The organism is Streptomyces sp. NPDC057002 (assembly GCF_042673825.1).
Classification (GTDB): domain Bacteria; phylum Actinomycetota; class Actinomycetes; order Streptomycetales; family Streptomycetaceae; genus Streptomyces.
The window spans coordinates 612221-629056 of record NZ_JBHURZ010000004.1; the positions used below are offsets into that span (position 1 = coordinate 612221).

The window sequence follows — 16836 nt, forward strand, 5'->3', positions numbered from 1 at the left end:
GCCTCACAGGGTTCACGGAAACGAGAAACGGGCCTCTGCCGTGACTTCCGTCACCGGCAGAGACCCGTTTCATCGGTTTTCTCTGTGCGCGAGGGGGGAGTTGAACCCCCACGCCCTTGCGGGCACTGGAACCTGAATCCAGCGCGTCTGCCTATTCCGCCACCCGCGCATTTGGGTGTGTCCTGGGCTCCTGCCCCTTGCGGGCTGGCGCCTTCCGACACCCAGAACATTAGCACGCAGGACGGGGTGGGTTCACATCCCTTCTCCCCGCAGGCAGACCCGCCTCCGAACCTTCGATGCCCTGGCCACGTATCAACACGCACTGCTTCACGTATCAACCTCGTACCGGTACCCCTTGTCTCCCCAGGAGGCGTTCCGGGTCCACAGCCGGGTGCGGGACACTGGTCCACGGCCGCCTCTACGATCCTTGGCAGGGGTACGCGAGGCGGTGACGCGCAGCAGTACCACCGGAGGAGTTCGAAGACGAGCTCCACAGGGAACTTCGTCATGCGTCGACACCCGTCGGCCTGGCCGACAGGGGGAACCAGCCGATCGACCGGCGCGTGGATACGATCAGTAAGCAGTACCAGGCAAGTGGCCCGCAGGGCAGTACACAGGACGGCAGCCAAGGAGGAGGTGCCCCATGGGAGTCCTGAAGAAGTTCGAGCAGCGTCTCGAAGGTCTGGTCAACGGCACCTTTGCCAAGGTGTTCAAGTCCGAGGTCCAGCCCGTGGAGATCGCGGGAGCGCTCCAGCGCGAGTGCGACAACAACGCCACCATCTGGAACCGCGACCGGACGGTCGTGCCCAACGACTTCATCGTCGAGCTGAGCACGCCGGACTTCGAGCGGCTCAGCCCCTACTCCGGCCAGCTCGGCGACGAGCTCGCCGGCATGGTGCGCGACTACGCCAAGCAGCAGCGCTACACCTTCATGGGCCCGATCAAGGTCCATCTGGAGAAGGCGGACGACCTCGACACCGGCCTGTACCGGGTGCGCAGCCGTACGCTCGCCTCCTCCAGCAGCCAGCAGGACGGCCCGGGAGGCGGCGCCGCCGCGCCCGCCGCCCCGCAGGGCGGACGCGGCGGCGGTGGCTACGGCTACCCGCCGGCCGCCGGTGGGCCCGCGGGCGCACCGCCCATGCCGTCCGCGCCGCCGCCCGGCGGCCGCCCCGGCGGGTACGGCTATCCGCAGCCCGCGAGCGGCCAGCGGCCTCCTGCCGCCCCGGCCGCCCCGGCCGCCGGCGGACGTACCCGCCACTGGATCGAGATCAACGGCACACGCCATCAGATCTCCCGCGCGACGCTCGTGCTGGGTCGCAGCACCGAGGCCGACGTGCGGATCGACGACCCCGGCGTCTCCCGCCGGCACTGCGAGATCCGGACCGGAACGCCCTCGACGATCCAGGATCTCGGATCCACCAACGGCATCGTGGTGGACGGGCAGCACACCACCCGCGCTACGCTCCGCGACGGCTCGCGGATCGTCGTGGGCAGCAGCACCATCATTTACCGGCAAGCCGAAGGGTGAAGCGGGGGCAATGTCAGAGCTGACCCTCACGGTCATGCGGCTGGGTTTCCTGGCCGTACTGTGGCTGTTCGTGATCGTGGCCGTGCAGGTCATCCGCAGCGATCTGTTCGGTACGCGTGTCACACAGCGCGGATCGCGCCGCGAGGCCGGCCGGCAGCAGCAGGCCGCCGCCCGCCAGGCGCCGCCGCAGCAGCGCCAGCAGTCCGCCGGCGGACGGCGCGGCCGTAACGCCCCCACCAAGCTGGTCGTGACCGAGGGCACCCTCACCGGCACGACGGTCGCGCTCCAGGGCCAGACCATCACCCTTGGCAGGGCGCACGACTCGACGATCGTGCTGGACGACGACTACGCGTCCAGCCGTCATGCCAGGATCTACCCGGACCGCGACGGCCAGTGGATCGTCGAGGACCTCGGATCCACCAACGGCACGTACCTGGACCGAAACCGGCTGACGACTCCCACACCGATTGCGCTGGGCGCGCCGATCCGCATCGGCAAGACCGTCATCGAGCTGCGGAAGTAGTGCTACACCAATGAATGAGCGCGAGCGGAGCGAGCACGCGGTGGCGGGCCCCCCTGGCCCCCGCGCGCTCCCGACCGGAGGGTGGGCAGTGTGGCTCGACACGACCGGCTGTACCCGGAGCCGACAGGCGAGGTGCGCATGAGTCTGTCACTGCGCTTCGCCGCCGGATCGCACAAGGGGATGATCCGGGAGGGCAACGAGGACTCCGGGTACGCCGGCCCGCGCCTGCTCGCCATCGCCGACGGCATGGGCGGCGCCGCGGCCGGTGAGGTCGCCTCCTCCGAGGCGATCTCCACCATCGTCGCGCTCGACGACGACGTCCCCGGCTCCGACGTCCTCACCTCGCTCGGCACCGCCGTGCAGCGCGCCAACGACCAGCTGCGCTCCATGGTCGAGGAGGACCCCCAGCTGGAGGGCATGGGGACCACCCTGACCGCCCTGCTCTGGACGGGCCAGCGCCTCGGCCTCGTCCACGTCGGCGACTCCCGCGCCTACCTCCTGCGCGACGGCGTCCTGACGCAGATCACGCAGGACCACACCTGGGTGCAGCGCCTGGTCGACGAGGGCCGCATCACCGAGGAAGAGGCGACGACGCACCCGCAGCGGTCGCTGCTGATGCGGGCGCTCGGCTCCGGCGACCATGTCGAGCCGGACCTGTCCATCCGCGAGGTCCGCGCCGGCGACCGCTATCTGATCTGCTCCGACGGCCTGTCCGGCGTGGTGTCCCACCAGACCCTGGAGGACACCCTCGCCAGCTACCAGGGCCCTCAGGAGACCGTCCAGAACCTGATCGAGCTGGCGCTGCGCGGCGGCGGCCCGGACAACATCACCGTGATCGTCGCCGACGTCCTCGACCTGGACACCGGCGACACCCTCGCGGGGCAGCTCTCCGACACCCCGGTCGTGGTCGGCGCCGTCGCCGAGAACCAGCACCAGTTGCACGACAACAACGGCATCATGCAGACCCCCGCCGGCCGCGCCTCCGGCCTCGGCCGCCAGGGGCACGGGCACGGCGGCGGAGGCGAGTTCGGCCCGCCCGGCTCCGGCGACACCACCGGCTACATCCCGGCGACCGGCCTGGACTACGGCGACGACGACTTCGTCAAGCCGCGCCGCAAGGGCCGGTGGCTGAAGAGATCCTTCTACGGCGCGCTCGCGCTGGCCGTCATCGGCGGCGGTCTGTACGGCGGCTGGCGCTGGACGCAGACGCAGTACTACGTCGGCGCCGAGGACGAGCACGTCGCGCTGTACCGGGGCATCAGCCAGGATCTGGCCTGGGTGTCGCTGTCGGAGGTCGAGAAGGACCACCCCGAGATCGAACTCAAGTACCTGCCGCCCTACCAGCAGAAGCTGGTCAAGGCGACCATCGCCGAGGGCGGGCTGAAGAACGCCCAGTCGAAGATCCAGGAACTGTCGGTGCAGGCGTCCGCGTGCAAGAAGGAAGCGCAGCGCCGCGACACCGAGAGCCGGAACAACTCCAAGACCGGCGAAGGCGAGGCCGGGGGCACCACGGGAACCACTCCCGCCTCCTTCACGTCCAAGGCCACACCTACGCCGAACCCGTCGAACCCGTCGGGCTCGCCGTCGGCGCCTGAGAAGTCCACGCCCCCGACCGACACCGCACCCACTCCCAGCCCCGGCCCCAGCCTCTCGGAGGAAGAGCAGAAGGTCGTCTCGCTGTGCGGTAAGCAGTAGGCAAGCCGTGAGAGGCCCTGTCACACGATGAGCAGTACGAATACGTCGAACTCGCCGACGCACCACACGTCCACGATCGGCGCGATCGGTGCGCCGAGCCGGCGCAACACCGAACTCGCGCTGCTGGTGTTCGCCGTCGTCATCCCGGTCTTCGCCTACGCCAATGTCGGGCTGGCCATCAATGACGAGGTGCCCGCCGGCCTGCTGGGCTACGGCCTGGGCCTCGGTCTGCTGGCCGGTGTGGGCCATCTCGTCGTACGGAAGTTCGCCCCGTACGCGGACCCGCTGATGCTGCCGCTGGCCACGCTGCTGAACGGCATCGGGCTGGTCGCCATCTGGCGCCTGGACCAGTCGAAGAAGCTGCAGGCGAGCCCCAACTTCGTCGAGGCGGCACCGCGCCAGCTGCTGTACTCCGCGATGGGCGTCGCCCTGCTGGTGGCCGTGCTGATCTTCCTCAAGGACCACCGCGTCCTGCAGCGCTACACGTACATCTCCATGGCGGGCGCGCTGTTCCTGCTGGTCCTGCCACTCGTGCCCGGCCTCGGCGCGAACGTCTACGGCGCCAAGATCTGGATCAAGATCCCCGGCCTCGGCACGCTCCAGCCCGGCGAGTTCGCGAAGATCGCCCTCGCGGTCTTCTTCGCCGGCTACCTCATGGTCAAGCGGGACGCCCTGGCCCTGGCCAGCCGCCGCTTCATGGGCCTGTACCTGCCGCGTGGCCGCGACCTGGGTCCGATCCTGGTCGTCTGGGTGATGTCGATCCTCATCCTGGTCTTCGAGACCGACCTCGGTACATCCCTGCTGTTCTTCGGGATGTTCGTCATCATGCTGTACGTCGCCACCGAGCGGACCAGCTGGATCGTCTTCGGTCTGCTGATGTCCGCGGTCGGCGCCGTCGGTGTGGCGAGCTTCGAACCGCACATCCAGACCCGTGTGCAGGCCTGGCTCGACCCGCTGCACGAGTTCGAGCTCAGCCGGGCCGGCGTCCAGGACGGCATCGTCCACTCCGAGCAGGCCATGCAGGCCCTGTGGGCCTTCGGCTCGGGCGGCACCCTCGGCACCGGCCTCGGGCAGGGCAACTCCGATCTCATCGGCTTCGCCGCCAACTCCGACTTCATCCTCGCGACCTTCGGCGAGGAGCTGGGTCTGGCGGGCGTCATGGCGATCCTGCTGATCTACGGCCTGATCATCGAGCGGGGCGTGCGCACCTCACTCGCGGCCCGCGACCCGTTCGGCAAGCTGCTGGCCATCGGCCTGTCCGGTGCCTTCGGCCTCCAGGTCTTCGTCGTGGCCGGCGGTGTGATGGGTCTCATCCCGCTGACCGGTATGACGCTGCCGTTCGTGGCCTACGGCGGATCCTCCGTGATCGCCAACTGGGCCCTGATCGGCATCCTGCTGCGCATCAGCGACACCGCACGCCGCCCGGCCCCCGCCCCGGCAAGCAACCCCGACGCCGAGATGACCCAGGTGGTCCGCCCGTCATGAACAAGCCCCTGCGCCGGATCGCGATCTTCTGCGGCCTGCTCGTGCTGGCCCTGCTGATCCGCGACAACTGGATCCAGTACGTCCAGGCCGACGAGCTGCGGACCAACAAGAACAACCGCCGCGTAACCATCGAGCGCTATGCCTCACCGCGCGGCGACATCATCGTCGACGGCAAGCCGATCACCGGCTCCAAGGAAACCTCGGGCAGCGACTTCAAGTTCAAGCGCACCTACCAGGACGGCGCGATGTGGGCGCCGGTCACGGGCTATGCCTCGCAGGCGTTCGGTGCCACCCAGTTGGAGAACATCGAGGACGGCATCCTCACCGGCAACGACGACCGGCTGTTCTTCCGGAACACCCTCGACATGCTCACGGGCAAGAAGCAGCAGGGCGGCAACGTCGTCACGACCCTGAACGCCGCCGCACAGAAGGCCGCGTACAACGGCCTGAAGAAGCAGGGCGGCAAGGGCTCGGTGGTGGCGCTGGAGCCGTCCACGGGCAAGATCCTGGCGCTGGCCTCCTTCCCCTCGTACGACCCGTCGTCCTTCGCGGGCAACTCCACGACCACGGACACCAAGGCCTGGCAGAAGCTGGAGAAGAAGAACAACCCCGACGACCCGACGCTCAACCGGGCGCTGCGCGAGACCTACCCGCCGGGCTCCACCTTCAAGGTGCTGACCGCGGCCGCCGCGCTGGAGGACGGGCTGTACACGGAGGCGGACCAGAAGACGAAGACGCCGCTGCCGTGGACCATGCCGGGCACCACGACCCCGCTGAAGAACGAGGGCAACATCCCCTGCAAGGACGCGACCCTGCGGGTGGCGCTCCAGTACTCCTGCAACACCGTCTTCGGCAAGATCGGCTCCGACCTCGGCAACGAGAAGATGCTGGCGATGGCCAAGAAGTTCGGCTTCACCGAGGAGCAGTTCACCCCGGTCCGCGCCAACGCCTCGGTCTTCTCGGACGACATGAACCCGTCGCAGGTCGCGCTGTCCTCCATCGGCCAGTTCAACACCGCCTCGACGCCGCTCCAGATGGCCATGGTCGCCTCGGCCGTCGCCAACGACGGCAAGCTCATGAAGCCGTACATGGTGGACAAGCTCCAGGCGCCGAGCCTCGACACCGTCGAGCAGACGGAGCCCGAGGAGTACAGCCAGCCGATGTCCTCGGAGAACGCCCAGATCCTCCAGTCGATGATGGAGACGGTCGTGGACAAGGGCACGGGCTCGAACGCCAAGATCGACGGCGTCAAGGTGGGCGGCAAGACCGGTACCGCCCAGCACGGTGTCGACAACAGCGAGAACCCCTACGCGTGGTTCATCTCCTACGCCAAGGACAACGACGGCGGGGCGCCGGTGGCGGTCGCCGTGGTGATCGAGGACGACAACGCCGTCCGTGACGACATCTCCGGAGGCGGCCTCGCGGCGCCGATCGCGAGGAACGTGATGGAGGCGGTCATCGACAGCAAGAAGTGACCCCACTCACGTCTGCTTCACATCGGTGCACGTTGCGATACCGGTCCTGTATCGGCTGACGGGCTTGGCCAGGTCACACAAAGCGAGCCGGGTACGGTAGGCCCGGACGGCAGCCTCCGACCGTACAAGTTTCCGGTCGGGACCGACGGAGAGGGCTGGTAGGTAGCTATGGAAGAGCCGCGTCGCCTCGGCGGCCGGTACGAACTGGGCCAGGTGCTCGGGCGTGGTGGCATGGCGGAGGTCTACCTCGCGCATGACACCCGCCTCGGCCGCACCGTGGCGGTGAAGACGCTGCGCGCGGATCTCGCGCGTGACCCTTCCTTCCAGGCCCGGTTCCGCCGGGAGGCCCAGTCGGCCGCCTCGCTCAACCATCCCGCGATCGTCGCGGTCTACGACACGGGCGAGGACTACATCGACAACGTGTCGATCCCGTACATCGTCATGGAGTACGTGGACGGCTCGACGCTCCGTGAGCTGCTTCACTCCGGCCGCAAGCTGCTGCCGGAGCGGACCCTGGAGATGACCATCGGCATCCTCCAGGCCCTGGAGTACTCGCACAGAGCCGGCATCGTCCACCGCGACATCAAGCCGGCCAACGTCATGCTGACGCGCAACGGCCAGGTCAAGGTCATGGACTTCGGCATCGCCCGCGCCATGGGCGACTCCGGCATGACGATGACCCAGACCTCGGCCGTCATCGGCACCGCCCAGTACCTCTCTCCGGAGCAGGCGAAGGGCGAGCAGGTCGACGCGCGCTCCGACCTGTACTCCACCGGCTGTCTGCTGTACGAGCTGCTGACGGTCCGGCCGCCGTTCGTGGGCGACTCCCCGGTCGCCGTCGCGTACCAGCACGTACGGGAAGAGCCCCAGGCCCCCTCGGTCTTCGACCCCGAGATCACGCCCGAGATGGACGCGATCGTGCTGAAGGCCCTCGTCAAGGACCCCGACTACCGTTATCAGTCGGCCGACGAGATGCGCGCCGACATCGAGGCCTGCCTCGACGGCCAGCCGGTCGCGGCCACGGCCGCGATGGGCTCGGTGGGCTACGGCGGTTACCCCGACGACCAGCCGACGACGGCCCTGCGCGCGGACTCCGGCGCGGGCGCCACATCGATGCTGCCCCCCATGAACCCGGACGACGGCGGCTACGGCTACGACGACCGCCCCGACCGGCGCCGCGGGCAGCAGCGCAAGTCCAACACCTCCACGATCCTGCTGGTGGTGGCGGGCATCCTGGTCCTGGTCGGGGCGATCCTGATCGGGCGCTGGGCGTTCAGCGGAAGCGGAGGCGCGGGCAACGACACACTCCCCGCACCCAACTTCGTCGGTGAGACCCAAGACAACGCCAGCAAGCTCGCCAACAACGCCGACCTGAAGCTGACCTTCACCAAGAAGCCCTGCGAGAACCAGACCAAGGGCAACGTCTGCGACCAGGACCCGAAGGCCGGAAGGGACGTCACCAAGGGCGACACCATCTCCCTCGTGGTGTCGACCGGTGCGCCGAAGGTGGCGGTGCCGAGTGTCGTCGGCGACCTCATCGACGACGCCAGGGCGACGCTGAAGGGCGACAAGTACCAGTTCGAGGTCGAGACGAAGTCGCAGGAGTCCCCGGAGGACCCCGGCACCGTCCTCGAGCAGAACCCGCCCCTGGGCAAGGAGGTGGAGAAGGGGTCCACCATCACCCTCACCATCGCCAAGGCGGAGGAGAAGTCCACCGTCCCGGACGTCCTCGGCCAGAGCTGTGACCAGGCCAAGGCGCAGATGACGGCCAACAACCTGGTGGGCAACTGCACCGAGGTGGACACCCAGGACGACAACCAGGTCGGCAAGGTCATCCAGACCACACCGCAGGCCGGCTCCTCCGTCGACAAGAACTCGTCGGTCGACATCCAGATCGGCAAGAAGGAACAGCAGAAGGCGCGCGTGCCGCAGGTCGTCGGCCAGACGGTCGGCCAGGCCAAGCAGACGCTCGCGCAGGCCGGCTTCACGAACATCCAGTTCGCGAACGGCAGCGACCAGAGTGACACCGCCCTTGTCGCCGGCCAGGACCCCCAGGGCAACCAGGAGGTCGACGACCCGGCAGCCACGACGGTCACCCTCCAGACCGTCGGCGTCGGAGGCGGCAACAACGGCGGCAACGGCAACGGCGGCATCTTCGGCGGCCTCAACGGCCGCGAGGAGGACTGACCTCCGGGACGTAGGCACGTACGTCAGGGCCCCGGCCCCCTCTTCGGAGGGCGCCGGGGCCCTTTCGCACATCAGGCCGGCGGCCGGCCCACCGTGAGGAAGACCCGCATCGCGGCGTTCCGCACCGCGCCGACCGGTCGGTGGGTGTGGACCGCGCGGTTCATCAGCCGGGCGGCGCGGGCCAGCCGCTGGGTGGGGCGGCGGCGGGCCGCGTCGTAGGCGGCCAGGGCGTCTTCGACGCGGGGACGGGACGCCAGTTCGCGGGCCAGCGTGACGGCGTCGGTCAACGCCTCGCAGGCGCCCCGGCCGAGGTCGGGCGTCATCGCGTGGGCGGCGTCGCCGATCAGGGCCGTGCGGCCGCTGACATAGCCGGGGAGCGGCTCGGCCAGGTCGTACAGGTCGTTGCGCGAGATGCCCGCGCCGCTGTCCTCGGCCACCCGGTCCAGGACCCGGCGCACCCCGGGGTGCCAGGACCCGAAGTGGCTCCGCAGGGCCGCGAGATCGCCGCCGGGAACGGGGACGCGCTCGGGTGCGGGGGCGCAGGCGAACCAGTTGGAGTGGCCGCCGGTGCGCGGGGTGACTCCGAAGCGGGCGCGCTGCCCCCAGGTCTCGCTGATGGCCTCGGTGTCGAGGTCCACGGTGCCGTGCCACGCGGTGACTCCCGAGTAGCGGGGGCCGTATGCGGCGCCGAAGAGGGTCGTGCGGGCCCGGCTGCGCAGTCCGTCCGCCGCGATGACGACGTCGCAGGAGCCTGTGAGGGTACGCACATCGGCCACCTCCTCCCCGTAGCGCACGACGCCGTCGTCGAGCGCGGCGGTGAGGGTCGTGAACAGCGCCGGCCGTGCGATCACGTGCACGGTGTCGCCGGTGCGGCGGCGCAGGCCCGCGAAGTCCACGTTCCCGATGAGACGGCCGTCGGCCCGCAGGAAGGTGCCCCGGGTCGCCGGCCGGGCCTGCCGACGGGCGGCCTGCCCCACTCCCAGCTCGTCGAGCGCCCTCAACGCGCCGGGCCACAGGCCGACGGAGGTGCCGGTGCCCGGCGGCGCGGGAGCACGCTCGCGCACCTCGACGTCCCAGCCGCTTGCCTGGAGGTGAACGGCGGCGGCGAGACCGCCTGTGCCACCGCCGACGATGATCGCTTTCTTGGGCATGCCGCCACGCTACTATGTTTGTAGTAGCGGCACTATATTCATAGTAGAAGATCGCGGGAGAGGGAGACGGAAGCATGCCGGGCAGGCGGGACGAAGTACTGGACGCGGCCATCGCGGTGCTGGCCGAGGGTGGCCTGCGGCGCCTCACCTACCAGGCGGTCGACACCGCCGCGGGCGTGCCGGCCGGTACGACGTCCAACCACTTCCGCAGCCGAGACGTCCTGGTCAGCGGCGTCGTCACCCACCTGGAGTCATGGGACCGCCGGGACTGGGAAAGCACCGCGGGCGAGCCGGCGACAGAGGACCCCGAGGCCTTCGTCAAGGCCCTGACCCACATGGTCCGCCACGCCCTCGGCCCGGGCCGCCACCGCACCGCCGCCCGCTACGCACTCGTCCTCGAGGGCCTCGCCCGCCCCGACGTCCGCGCCCCACTGAGCCACGCGCAGGAGTCCCTGATCAGCTGGGTGTCCCAGTGGCTCACGACCCTGGGCTCCCCCGAACCGCGAGAACACTGCCGCGTCCTGTTCGACTACCTGGACGGCATGATCTTCCATCAGGTGTCCCTGCCCCAGCCCCACTTCGATCCGGAGCCCGGAATCCGTTTGGTACTGGGGGCGCTGCTGCGGCGTTAGGGCTCTGTCATGGCTTGCCCCGGATATACGACCCGCTCCCTCGCCCTCTTCTCCCGACGCGCCGTCCTCAACGTCGCCATGCTGCTCCGTGACAGCGAAGTCGCACGTCAGGTGCGTGTGTATCTCCTCGACATGGAGTACCTGGCGCGTACACAGCCTGTGGAAAACCCCGCCCTCGCCTCGGACCGCCGGCGGCTGATGCCCCGGACCACAGTCAGCCCAGTTCCTTCGGCGGTGTCCGGTCCGCGTCCACCTTCTCGACCCGTTCCAGCTCGCCCCACACGATGTAGCGGTACGTGCTCGTGTACACCGGCGTGCAGGTCGTCAGGGTGATGTAGTGGCCCGGCTTCTTCTTGCCGGATTCCTCGGGGACCTTCGAGAGGACCTTGACGTTGTACTTCGAGGTCTCGGGAAGGATGTCGTAGACCTTGTAGACGTACCACTTGTCCTTCGTCTCGAAGACGATCGGGTCGCCCTTCTTGATCTTGTCGATGTTGTGGAACCGGGCTCCGTGGCCGTCGCGATGGGCGGCGAGGGAGAAGTTGCCGTTCTTGCCCGACATCGGCAGGGCCGACTTGACGGGGTCGGTGTAGTAGCCGGCGACACCGTCGTTCAGGATCTTGTTCGACGTGCCCTTCTCGACCAGGACCTCGCCGTTCTTCATCGCGGGCACGTGCAGGAAGCCGATGCCGTTCTTGGTGTCCAGCACGCCCGGGCCGCCCCGGCCATGGGCCCAGTCGTCACGGACCTTGTCGGCCTGCTTGCCGGCCGCGCGGTCGGCGACGACGTTCGTCCACCACAGCGAGTAGACGACGAACAGACCGAGGACCAGGCCCGCGGTGATGAGGAGTTCCCCGAAGACACTGACCGCTATGGCGATCGGGCCGGGCCGGCGGCGTGCCGCTGCCCGCCGCGACGCGGGCGCGCCGATGTGCTCTTCGTGGTCCGTGTCGGTGGTCGCTGCCACTGGTCATCTGCCCTTAACTGACGAGCGCATCCGGCTTGCCCTTGCTGCGCGGCCGTTCCTCGACCATCTTGCCCCAGACGATCATCCGGTACTTGCTGGTGAACTCCGGCGTGCACGTGGTCAGCGTGATGTAACGGCCGGGCTCGGTGAATCCCGACCCGGTGGGGACGGGCTTCAGGACGCTCGTGTTGCTCGGCGGGGTCACCGGCAGGATCGACGCCATCTTGTAGACGAAGTACTCGTCCTGCGTCTCGACGACGATCGGATCACCCGGCGTGAGCTTGTTGATGTACCGGAACGGTTCTCCATGGGTGTTGCGGTGACCCGCGAGCCCGAAGTTGCCGCTCTTGTCGCCCGGCATCGCGGTCTTCAGCGCGCCGTCCGCGTAGTGCCCGACCATGCCCCGGTCCAGGACGCCCTTGTTGCTGGTGCCCTCGGCGATCGGCACGACCACGTCCAGCTTCGGGATGTGCAGGATGGCGAAGCCCTGCCCCGGCTCGAAGGCCCCCGGGTTGCGCTTGCCGTTCGCCCAGTCGTCCTGGAGGCTGCTGGCCTCCTTGCCGGCCTGGGCATGCGCCCGCACGTTGGTCCACCACAGCTGATAGGTGACGAACAGCAGCATCAGCACGCCGGTCGTGATGAAAACCTCACCTATCGCCCGGCTGGCGACGACCGCCGCGCCCGGCTTGCGCGCCTTCGCCTGCCGCCGCGCCTCGACCCGTGACAGCGGCGCCCGCCGCCCCTCCCGAGCCGGGCCCTCCTGATCCTCCTGAGCCGAGCGGGCGTCCGGAGCGCCCCCATGGCGCCCGTGACGGCGCTTGGCGGCCTTTCTGCGGGCCGCCCGGCCGCCGTGGGCCGGTCCGGCCTGCCGCGGGGCGGAGGAGCCCGGAGAGCCCGCTGTGGAGTCACCGGCCGCGGGCGGCGGATCCGGTATCCGCAGCGCCACCGTCTCCTCGTCGACGGGAGGCAGGTACGGCTCCTCGGGGAGAGGCTCGTACGACGCCGTGTACGGACCCGGATCCGGCTCCGGCCTATACGGCTCTGACATGTACGGCTGTGGCTGCGGGGTCTGCTGCGGCTCCGGCTGCGGGGAGGCGCCGTACGCCCCCGAGTCCGACCAGTCCTCGAACGCACCCTGCGCCCCGTACGACTGCTGCCCGTACGAGGTGTCGGACTCGCGCTCGGGGCGCAGCGCCGTCACGCCGTGGCCCTGCCCACCACCGGGGCGAGCCCGGCCGACCTCGCCACCGCGCCCTGGTCGCCGCACTCCACCAGCCAGTTGGCCAGCATCCGGTGCCCGTGCTCGGTCAGCACCGACTCGGGGTGGAACTGCACGCCCTCGACCGGAAGTTCGCGATGCCTCAGGCCCATGACTATGCCGTCGTGGGTCCGGGCCGTGACCTCCAGCTCGGCCGGGACCGTGGCGGGCTCGGCGGCCAGCGAGTGGTAGCGCGTCGCCGTGAAGGGCGAGGGCAGACCCGCGAAGACGCCCTTGCCCGCATGCTCCACCGGCGAGGTCTTGCCGTGCAGCAGCTCGGGCGCGCGGTCCACGACACCGCCGTACGCCACCTGCATCGACTGCATGCCGAGGCAGACGCCGAAGACCGGGACGCCCGTGGCGGCGCAGTGCCGGACCATGTCGACACAGACGCCCGCCTGCTCCGGAGTGCCGGGCCCCGGGGAGAGCAGGACGCCGTCGAAGCCGTCCTGGGCGTGCGCCGTCGACACCTCGTCGTTGCGCAGGACCTCGCACTCGGCGCCCAGCTGGTACAGGTACTGGACCAGGTTGAAGACGAAGCTGTCGTAGTTGTCGACGACGAGAATGCGCGCGCTCACTGGTTGTCCACCGTCACATCGTTGAAGGGCAGCAGCGGTTCCGCCCACGGGAAGACGAACTGGAAGAGGACGTAGACCACGGCCACGACCAGGGCGAGTGAGATCAGCGCCTTCACCCACGTGTTCCCCGGCAGATGCCGCCAGACCCAGCCGTACATGCCGTCCCTTCCGTCGTACCACGGCACCAGACCCACGCCGTACAGCCACCAGACTAACGGCGCAACGCCTCCGGTTTCCCGGCCTCCACAGGCTGGGTGGAGTCCAGGTGCGCCCAGACGATCAGACGATGACTGTGTCCCCATTCCGGTTCGCACGTGGTCAGCGTCAGATACCGGCCCGGACGCGTGTACCCGGAAGTACGTGGAACAGGGTCGATCACCTCGATGTCCGAGGGCACTGTTTTGTACGGGCCTTTGTCGATCCGATACGTGAACCATGTCGTGCCGTCGGTCAGCACCACGGCATCGCCGCGCCGCAGCCTGGGAAAGTCCTTGAAGGGATCGCCGTAGGTGCGGCGGTGGCCGGCGACCGCGAAGTTCCCCTTCTGCCCCAGCTGGGCGGTGTCCGCGTAGTGGCCGAGCCCCTTCTTCAGGGTGCCGGTCGCGGTGCCCTCGAGCACCGGCTTGTTCCACGTGAAACCAAGACGCGGGATGTACATGATCGCGAAGGGCTTGCCCTTGGCGTAGGGCGCGGGCCGCCCCGGGCTCGCGGGGGAGCCGCCGGCCGGCGGACGGGGCTTCGACCACTCCTTCTGGAGCAGTTCGATCTGGTCGTCCATGACATGGTCGGCCTTCACACCGGTCCAGAACAGCACATAGACGACGAACAGCACGATCACGGCGCCGACGGTGATGCACAGTTCGCTGACGGTCCTGACGATCACGCGCACCGGCAGCTCCCCCGGCCTGGCTACTGCTCCACGGGCTTCGCGTAGTGCAGATCCACTGTGCCCGAGTAGCCGGGAAGAGTCACCGGCCCGTTCTCCTCGACTTTCCAGCCGAGCCCGTAGACATTGACGTAGACCATGTAGTTCTGGATCGCCGGGGACGCGGCGAGCGTCTTCTGGAGCTTGCCCGGGTCACCGACCGCCGTGATCTTGTACGGCGGTGAGTAGACGCGGCCCTGGAGGATCAGGGTGTTGCCCACACAGCGCACCGCGCTGGTGGAGATCAGCCGCTGGTCCATGACCTTGATGCCCTTGGCCCCGCCCTGCCACAGCGCGTTCACCACGGCCTGGAGGTCCTGCTGGTGGATGACCAGGAAGTCGGGCTGCGGCTCGGGGTAGCCGGGGAGCTTGGCGGTGGCGTCCGGCGGGGCGTCATTGAGGGTGACCGTGAGCGACTCGCCCTTGAGCTTCTGGGTGCCCGCGCGCTGTTCCAGGGCGGCGAGCTTGTCGTCCTCCGCCTTGGTGCTGCCGTCGTCCCGCTCGGCGAGCGCCTCTATGTCGTTGCGCAGGGTTCCGTTGGTCTCGTCCAGCTCGCCGTTCTCACGGCTGCGCTCATGGATGAGGTCGGACAGCTTCAGCAGGGAGCTGTCCGTGCGGATGTTGGTGCCCTTGGCGGTGTTGAAGCTGGTGAAGAAGATGAGTCCCGCGAGAGCGAAGACGGCCGCCGTGAGGATGCGCACGGGCGGGAAGCGGCGCGCGCGCCCAGGGGTGGATCCCGTCCCGGGGGAGTCGGCAGAATTGCTCAACGTACCCTTATCTCCTTCGGCGCCACGGAAGCACTACGCTAACGGACGACCGGGGGAGCACTCAGAGTCCCCTCACGCTGCCCCCGAGCCAGACCCAGTTCCCTGCGCGGCCACGCAGCGCATCGACAGGAGAGACCCTCGTGCCGAAGTCACGTATCCGCAAGAAGGCCGACTACACGCCGCCGCCGGCGAAGCAGGCAACGGCCATCAAGCTGACCAACCGTTCCTGGGTCGCGCCCGTCATGCTGGCCATGTTCCTCATCGGCCTGGCCTGGATCGTCGTCTTCTACGTCACCGACGGCTCGCTGCCCATCGACTCGCTGGGCAACTGGAACATCGTGGTGGGCTTCGGCTTCATCGCCGCCGGATTCGGTGTCTCCACTCAGTGGAAGTAGCGGTCACCTGACGGTGAACGCAGCTCTGCCCAGGGCTGTTCGCTGAGTTATCCACAGCGGTTATCCACAGGTGGAAAAGAAAGACGATCTGTGGATAACTCGTTGGGTGTTGACGCCGGTACGACGGAAGTACCGCAGCTCGAAAACTTGTTCGCCCCCTGCCTGACCTGCGGAAAAGCAGGTCGGTGACAGGGGGCACATGTGTTCCCGCACCGTGTGCACAAGATTCGACACCCGCTGTGGACAACATCACGCTCAGCTGAGCTGGGCCGTCCTCAGGAGGGTCAGCAGGACTACCACACCGAGGACCAGCGCGCAGGTGCCGTACTGGACCAGCGCGCGGTGCGCACGGGGGGCGTGGACCATGGCGTAGCCGACGACGACACCGGCGACGAGGCCGCCGATGTGGGCCTGCCAGGAGATGTTGAAGCCCGGGCTGAAGGTGAAGATCAGGTTGATCACCAGCAGCGCGATGATCGGCCGCATGTCGTAGTTGAGCCGGCGCATCAGCACGGCCGTGGCCCCGAAGAGGCCGAAGATCGCGCCGGAGGCGCCCAGCGTGGCCGTGTTCGGGGAGGCCAGCAGATAGGCCAGGGCACTGCCCGCCAGGCCCGAGACGAGATAGAGCGCGAGATAGCGGACCCGGCCGAGGGCCGCTTCGAGCGGGCCGCCGAGCCACCACAGACTGAGCATGTTGAACGCGATGTGCCAGATCTCCTGGTGCGTGAACATCGAGGTCACCATGCGGTACCACTCGCCTCCCGCCACGCCCTGGGTGGGCGTGAAGGGCGCCGGCGGCCAAGCGCCGAGCAGGACGATGTCGGTGAGGATCGACTCGCGCACCTGGACGGCGATGAACACCGCCAGGTTGATACCGATGAGGATCTTGGTCAGCAGCCGGGGGTCGGAGGTGATCGCGCCGCCCGCGATCGTCCGGGGCATGGCGGCCGAGGGCGCGTGACCTGTGCCGGAGCCGGTGCGGACGCACTCGGGGCACTGGAATCCGACGGAGGCGTTGACCATGCACTCGGGGCAGATCGGGCGCTCGCAGCGGGTGCAGCGGATGCCGGTCTCGCGGTCCGGGTGGCGGTAGCACATGGGGACGCTGTGGGCGTCCTGCGGGCTGCCCGCAGCCTGGTCATCCATGAGATCCCCTATGTCGTGGAAGCCGTGGGTCTGTGGTGGAAGCCGTGACTCGTAAAAGCCGTGGTGGGAAAGCCGTGGTGGGAAAAGCCCCGCCCCGCCCATCCTTACGGATGAGCGGGGCGAT

General features: G+C 68.8%; 16 protein-coding genes, 1 tRNA gene and 1 pseudogene. 9 read left to right on the forward strand and 9 right to left on the reverse strand.

Annotation, left to right across the window (positions count from 1 at the left end; genetic code table 11):
- Positions 1–85 precede the first annotated feature (85 nt).
- Positions 86–169: transfer RNA gene (locus ACFT32_RS22795), tRNA-Leu, on the reverse strand.
- 474 nt (positions 170–643) lie between these two features.
- Here ACFT32_RS22795 and ACFT32_RS22800 point away from each other — a divergent pair.
- The 6 genes from ACFT32_RS22800 (at position 644) to pknB (ending at position 8893) form a co-directional block, all read left to right on the forward strand.
- On the forward strand, positions 644–1528 hold the full coding sequence (locus ACFT32_RS22800) for an FhaA domain-containing protein (RefSeq protein WP_382492102.1): 885 nt from the start codon (positions 644–646) through the stop codon (positions 1526–1528).
- A gap of 10 nt (positions 1529–1538) precedes the next feature.
- Positions 1539–2051 (forward strand): FHA domain-containing protein, encoded by a 513-nt coding sequence (locus tag ACFT32_RS22805; protein WP_382492105.1) that lies wholly within the window; start codon positions 1539–1541, stop codon positions 2049–2051.
- Between the two features lie 138 nt (positions 2052–2189).
- Positions 2190–3746 carry a Stp1/IreP family PP2C-type Ser/Thr phosphatase gene (locus ACFT32_RS22810; protein WP_382492108.1) on the forward strand — a complete coding sequence of 519 codons (1557 nt, stop codon included), beginning with the start codon at positions 2190–2192 and terminating at the stop codon, positions 3744–3746.
- Between the two features lie 27 nt (positions 3747–3773).
- Positions 3774–5231 (forward strand): FtsW/RodA/SpoVE family cell cycle protein, encoded by a 1458-nt coding sequence (locus ACFT32_RS22815; RefSeq protein WP_382492111.1) that lies wholly within the window; start codon positions 3774–3776, stop codon positions 5229–5231.
- On the forward strand, positions 5228–6706 hold the full coding sequence (locus ACFT32_RS22820) for a peptidoglycan D,D-transpeptidase FtsI family protein (RefSeq protein ID WP_382492114.1): 1479 nt from the start codon (positions 5228–5230) through the stop codon (positions 6704–6706). Before ACFT32_RS22815 ends, ACFT32_RS22820 begins: the two co-directional genes overlap by 4 nt.
- A gap of 168 nt (positions 6707–6874) precedes the next feature.
- Positions 6875–8893 carry a Stk1 family PASTA domain-containing Ser/Thr kinase gene (gene pknB / locus ACFT32_RS22825; RefSeq protein ID WP_382492116.1) on the forward strand — a complete coding sequence of 673 codons (2019 nt, stop codon included), beginning with the start codon at positions 6875–6877 and terminating at the stop codon, positions 8891–8893.
- Between the two features lie 71 nt (positions 8894–8964).
- Here the strand turns inward: pknB and ACFT32_RS22830 are convergent, their stop codons facing one another.
- The gene (locus tag ACFT32_RS22830; RefSeq protein ID WP_382492119.1) at positions 8965–10044 is read right to left on the reverse strand and encodes an FAD-dependent monooxygenase; all 1080 of its coding nucleotides are present in this window, start codon (positions 10042–10044) and stop codon (positions 8965–8967) included.
- A 74-nt stretch (positions 10045–10118) separates the two neighbouring features.
- On the opposite strand from ACFT32_RS22830, the gene ACFT32_RS22835 reads away from it, so the two are divergent.
- Positions 10119–10676: a TetR/AcrR family transcriptional regulator gene (locus tag ACFT32_RS22835; protein WP_382492122.1), complete on the forward strand. Its 558-nt coding sequence runs from the start codon at positions 10119–10121 to the stop codon at positions 10674–10676.
- 30 nt (positions 10677–10706) lie between these two features.
- A pseudogene (locus tag ACFT32_RS22840) lies at positions 10707–10847 on the forward strand (restriction endonuclease); the annotation flags it as partial.
- 43 nt (positions 10848–10890) lie between these two features.
- On the opposite strand, the gene ACFT32_RS22845 reads toward ACFT32_RS22840, so the two are convergent.
- The 6 genes from ACFT32_RS22845 to ACFT32_RS22870 are packed head-to-tail and all read right to left on the reverse strand — an operon-like array spanning position 10891 to position 15171.
- On the reverse strand, positions 10891–11643 hold the full coding sequence (locus tag ACFT32_RS22845) for a class E sortase (RefSeq protein WP_382492125.1): 753 nt from the start codon (positions 11641–11643) through the stop codon (positions 10891–10893).
- 13 nt (positions 11644–11656) lie between these two features.
- Entirely contained in the window at positions 11657–12844 is a 1188-nt protein-coding gene (locus ACFT32_RS22850) for a class E sortase (RefSeq protein ID WP_382492128.1), read from the reverse strand.
- The gene (locus ACFT32_RS22855; RefSeq protein WP_193479173.1) at positions 12841–13479 is read right to left on the reverse strand and encodes an aminodeoxychorismate/anthranilate synthase component II; all 639 of its coding nucleotides are present in this window, start codon (positions 13477–13479) and stop codon (positions 12841–12843) included. Before ACFT32_RS22855 ends, ACFT32_RS22850 begins: the two co-directional genes overlap by 4 nt.
- Positions 13476–13673 carry a hypothetical protein gene (locus ACFT32_RS22860; RefSeq protein ID WP_189727378.1) on the reverse strand — a complete coding sequence of 66 codons (198 nt, stop codon included), beginning with the start codon at positions 13671–13673 and terminating at the stop codon, positions 13476–13478. The genes ACFT32_RS22855 and ACFT32_RS22860 overlap by 4 nt, the downstream gene beginning before the upstream one ends.
- A gap of 17 nt (positions 13674–13690) precedes the next feature.
- Positions 13691–14368: a class E sortase gene (locus tag ACFT32_RS22865; protein WP_382492131.1), complete on the reverse strand. Its 678-nt coding sequence runs from the start codon at positions 14366–14368 to the stop codon at positions 13691–13693.
- Positions 14369–14388: 20 nt separating this feature from the next.
- Positions 14389–15171, reverse strand: coding sequence for a DUF881 domain-containing protein (locus ACFT32_RS22870; protein ID WP_382492134.1), 783 nt, complete (start codon positions 15169–15171; stop codon positions 14389–14391).
- A 140-nt stretch (positions 15172–15311) separates the two neighbouring features.
- On the opposite strand from ACFT32_RS22870, the gene crgA reads away from it, so the two are divergent.
- Positions 15312–15566 carry a cell division protein CrgA gene (gene crgA / locus ACFT32_RS22875; protein WP_215120283.1) on the forward strand — a complete coding sequence of 85 codons (255 nt, stop codon included), beginning with the start codon at positions 15312–15314 and terminating at the stop codon, positions 15564–15566.
- A 255-nt stretch (positions 15567–15821) separates the two neighbouring features.
- Here crgA and ACFT32_RS22880 read toward each other — a convergent pair whose 3' ends face one another.
- Positions 15822–16712 (reverse strand): rhomboid family intramembrane serine protease, encoded by an 891-nt coding sequence (locus tag ACFT32_RS22880; protein WP_382492137.1) that lies wholly within the window; start codon positions 16710–16712, stop codon positions 15822–15824.
- Positions 16713–16836 lie beyond the last annotated feature (124 nt).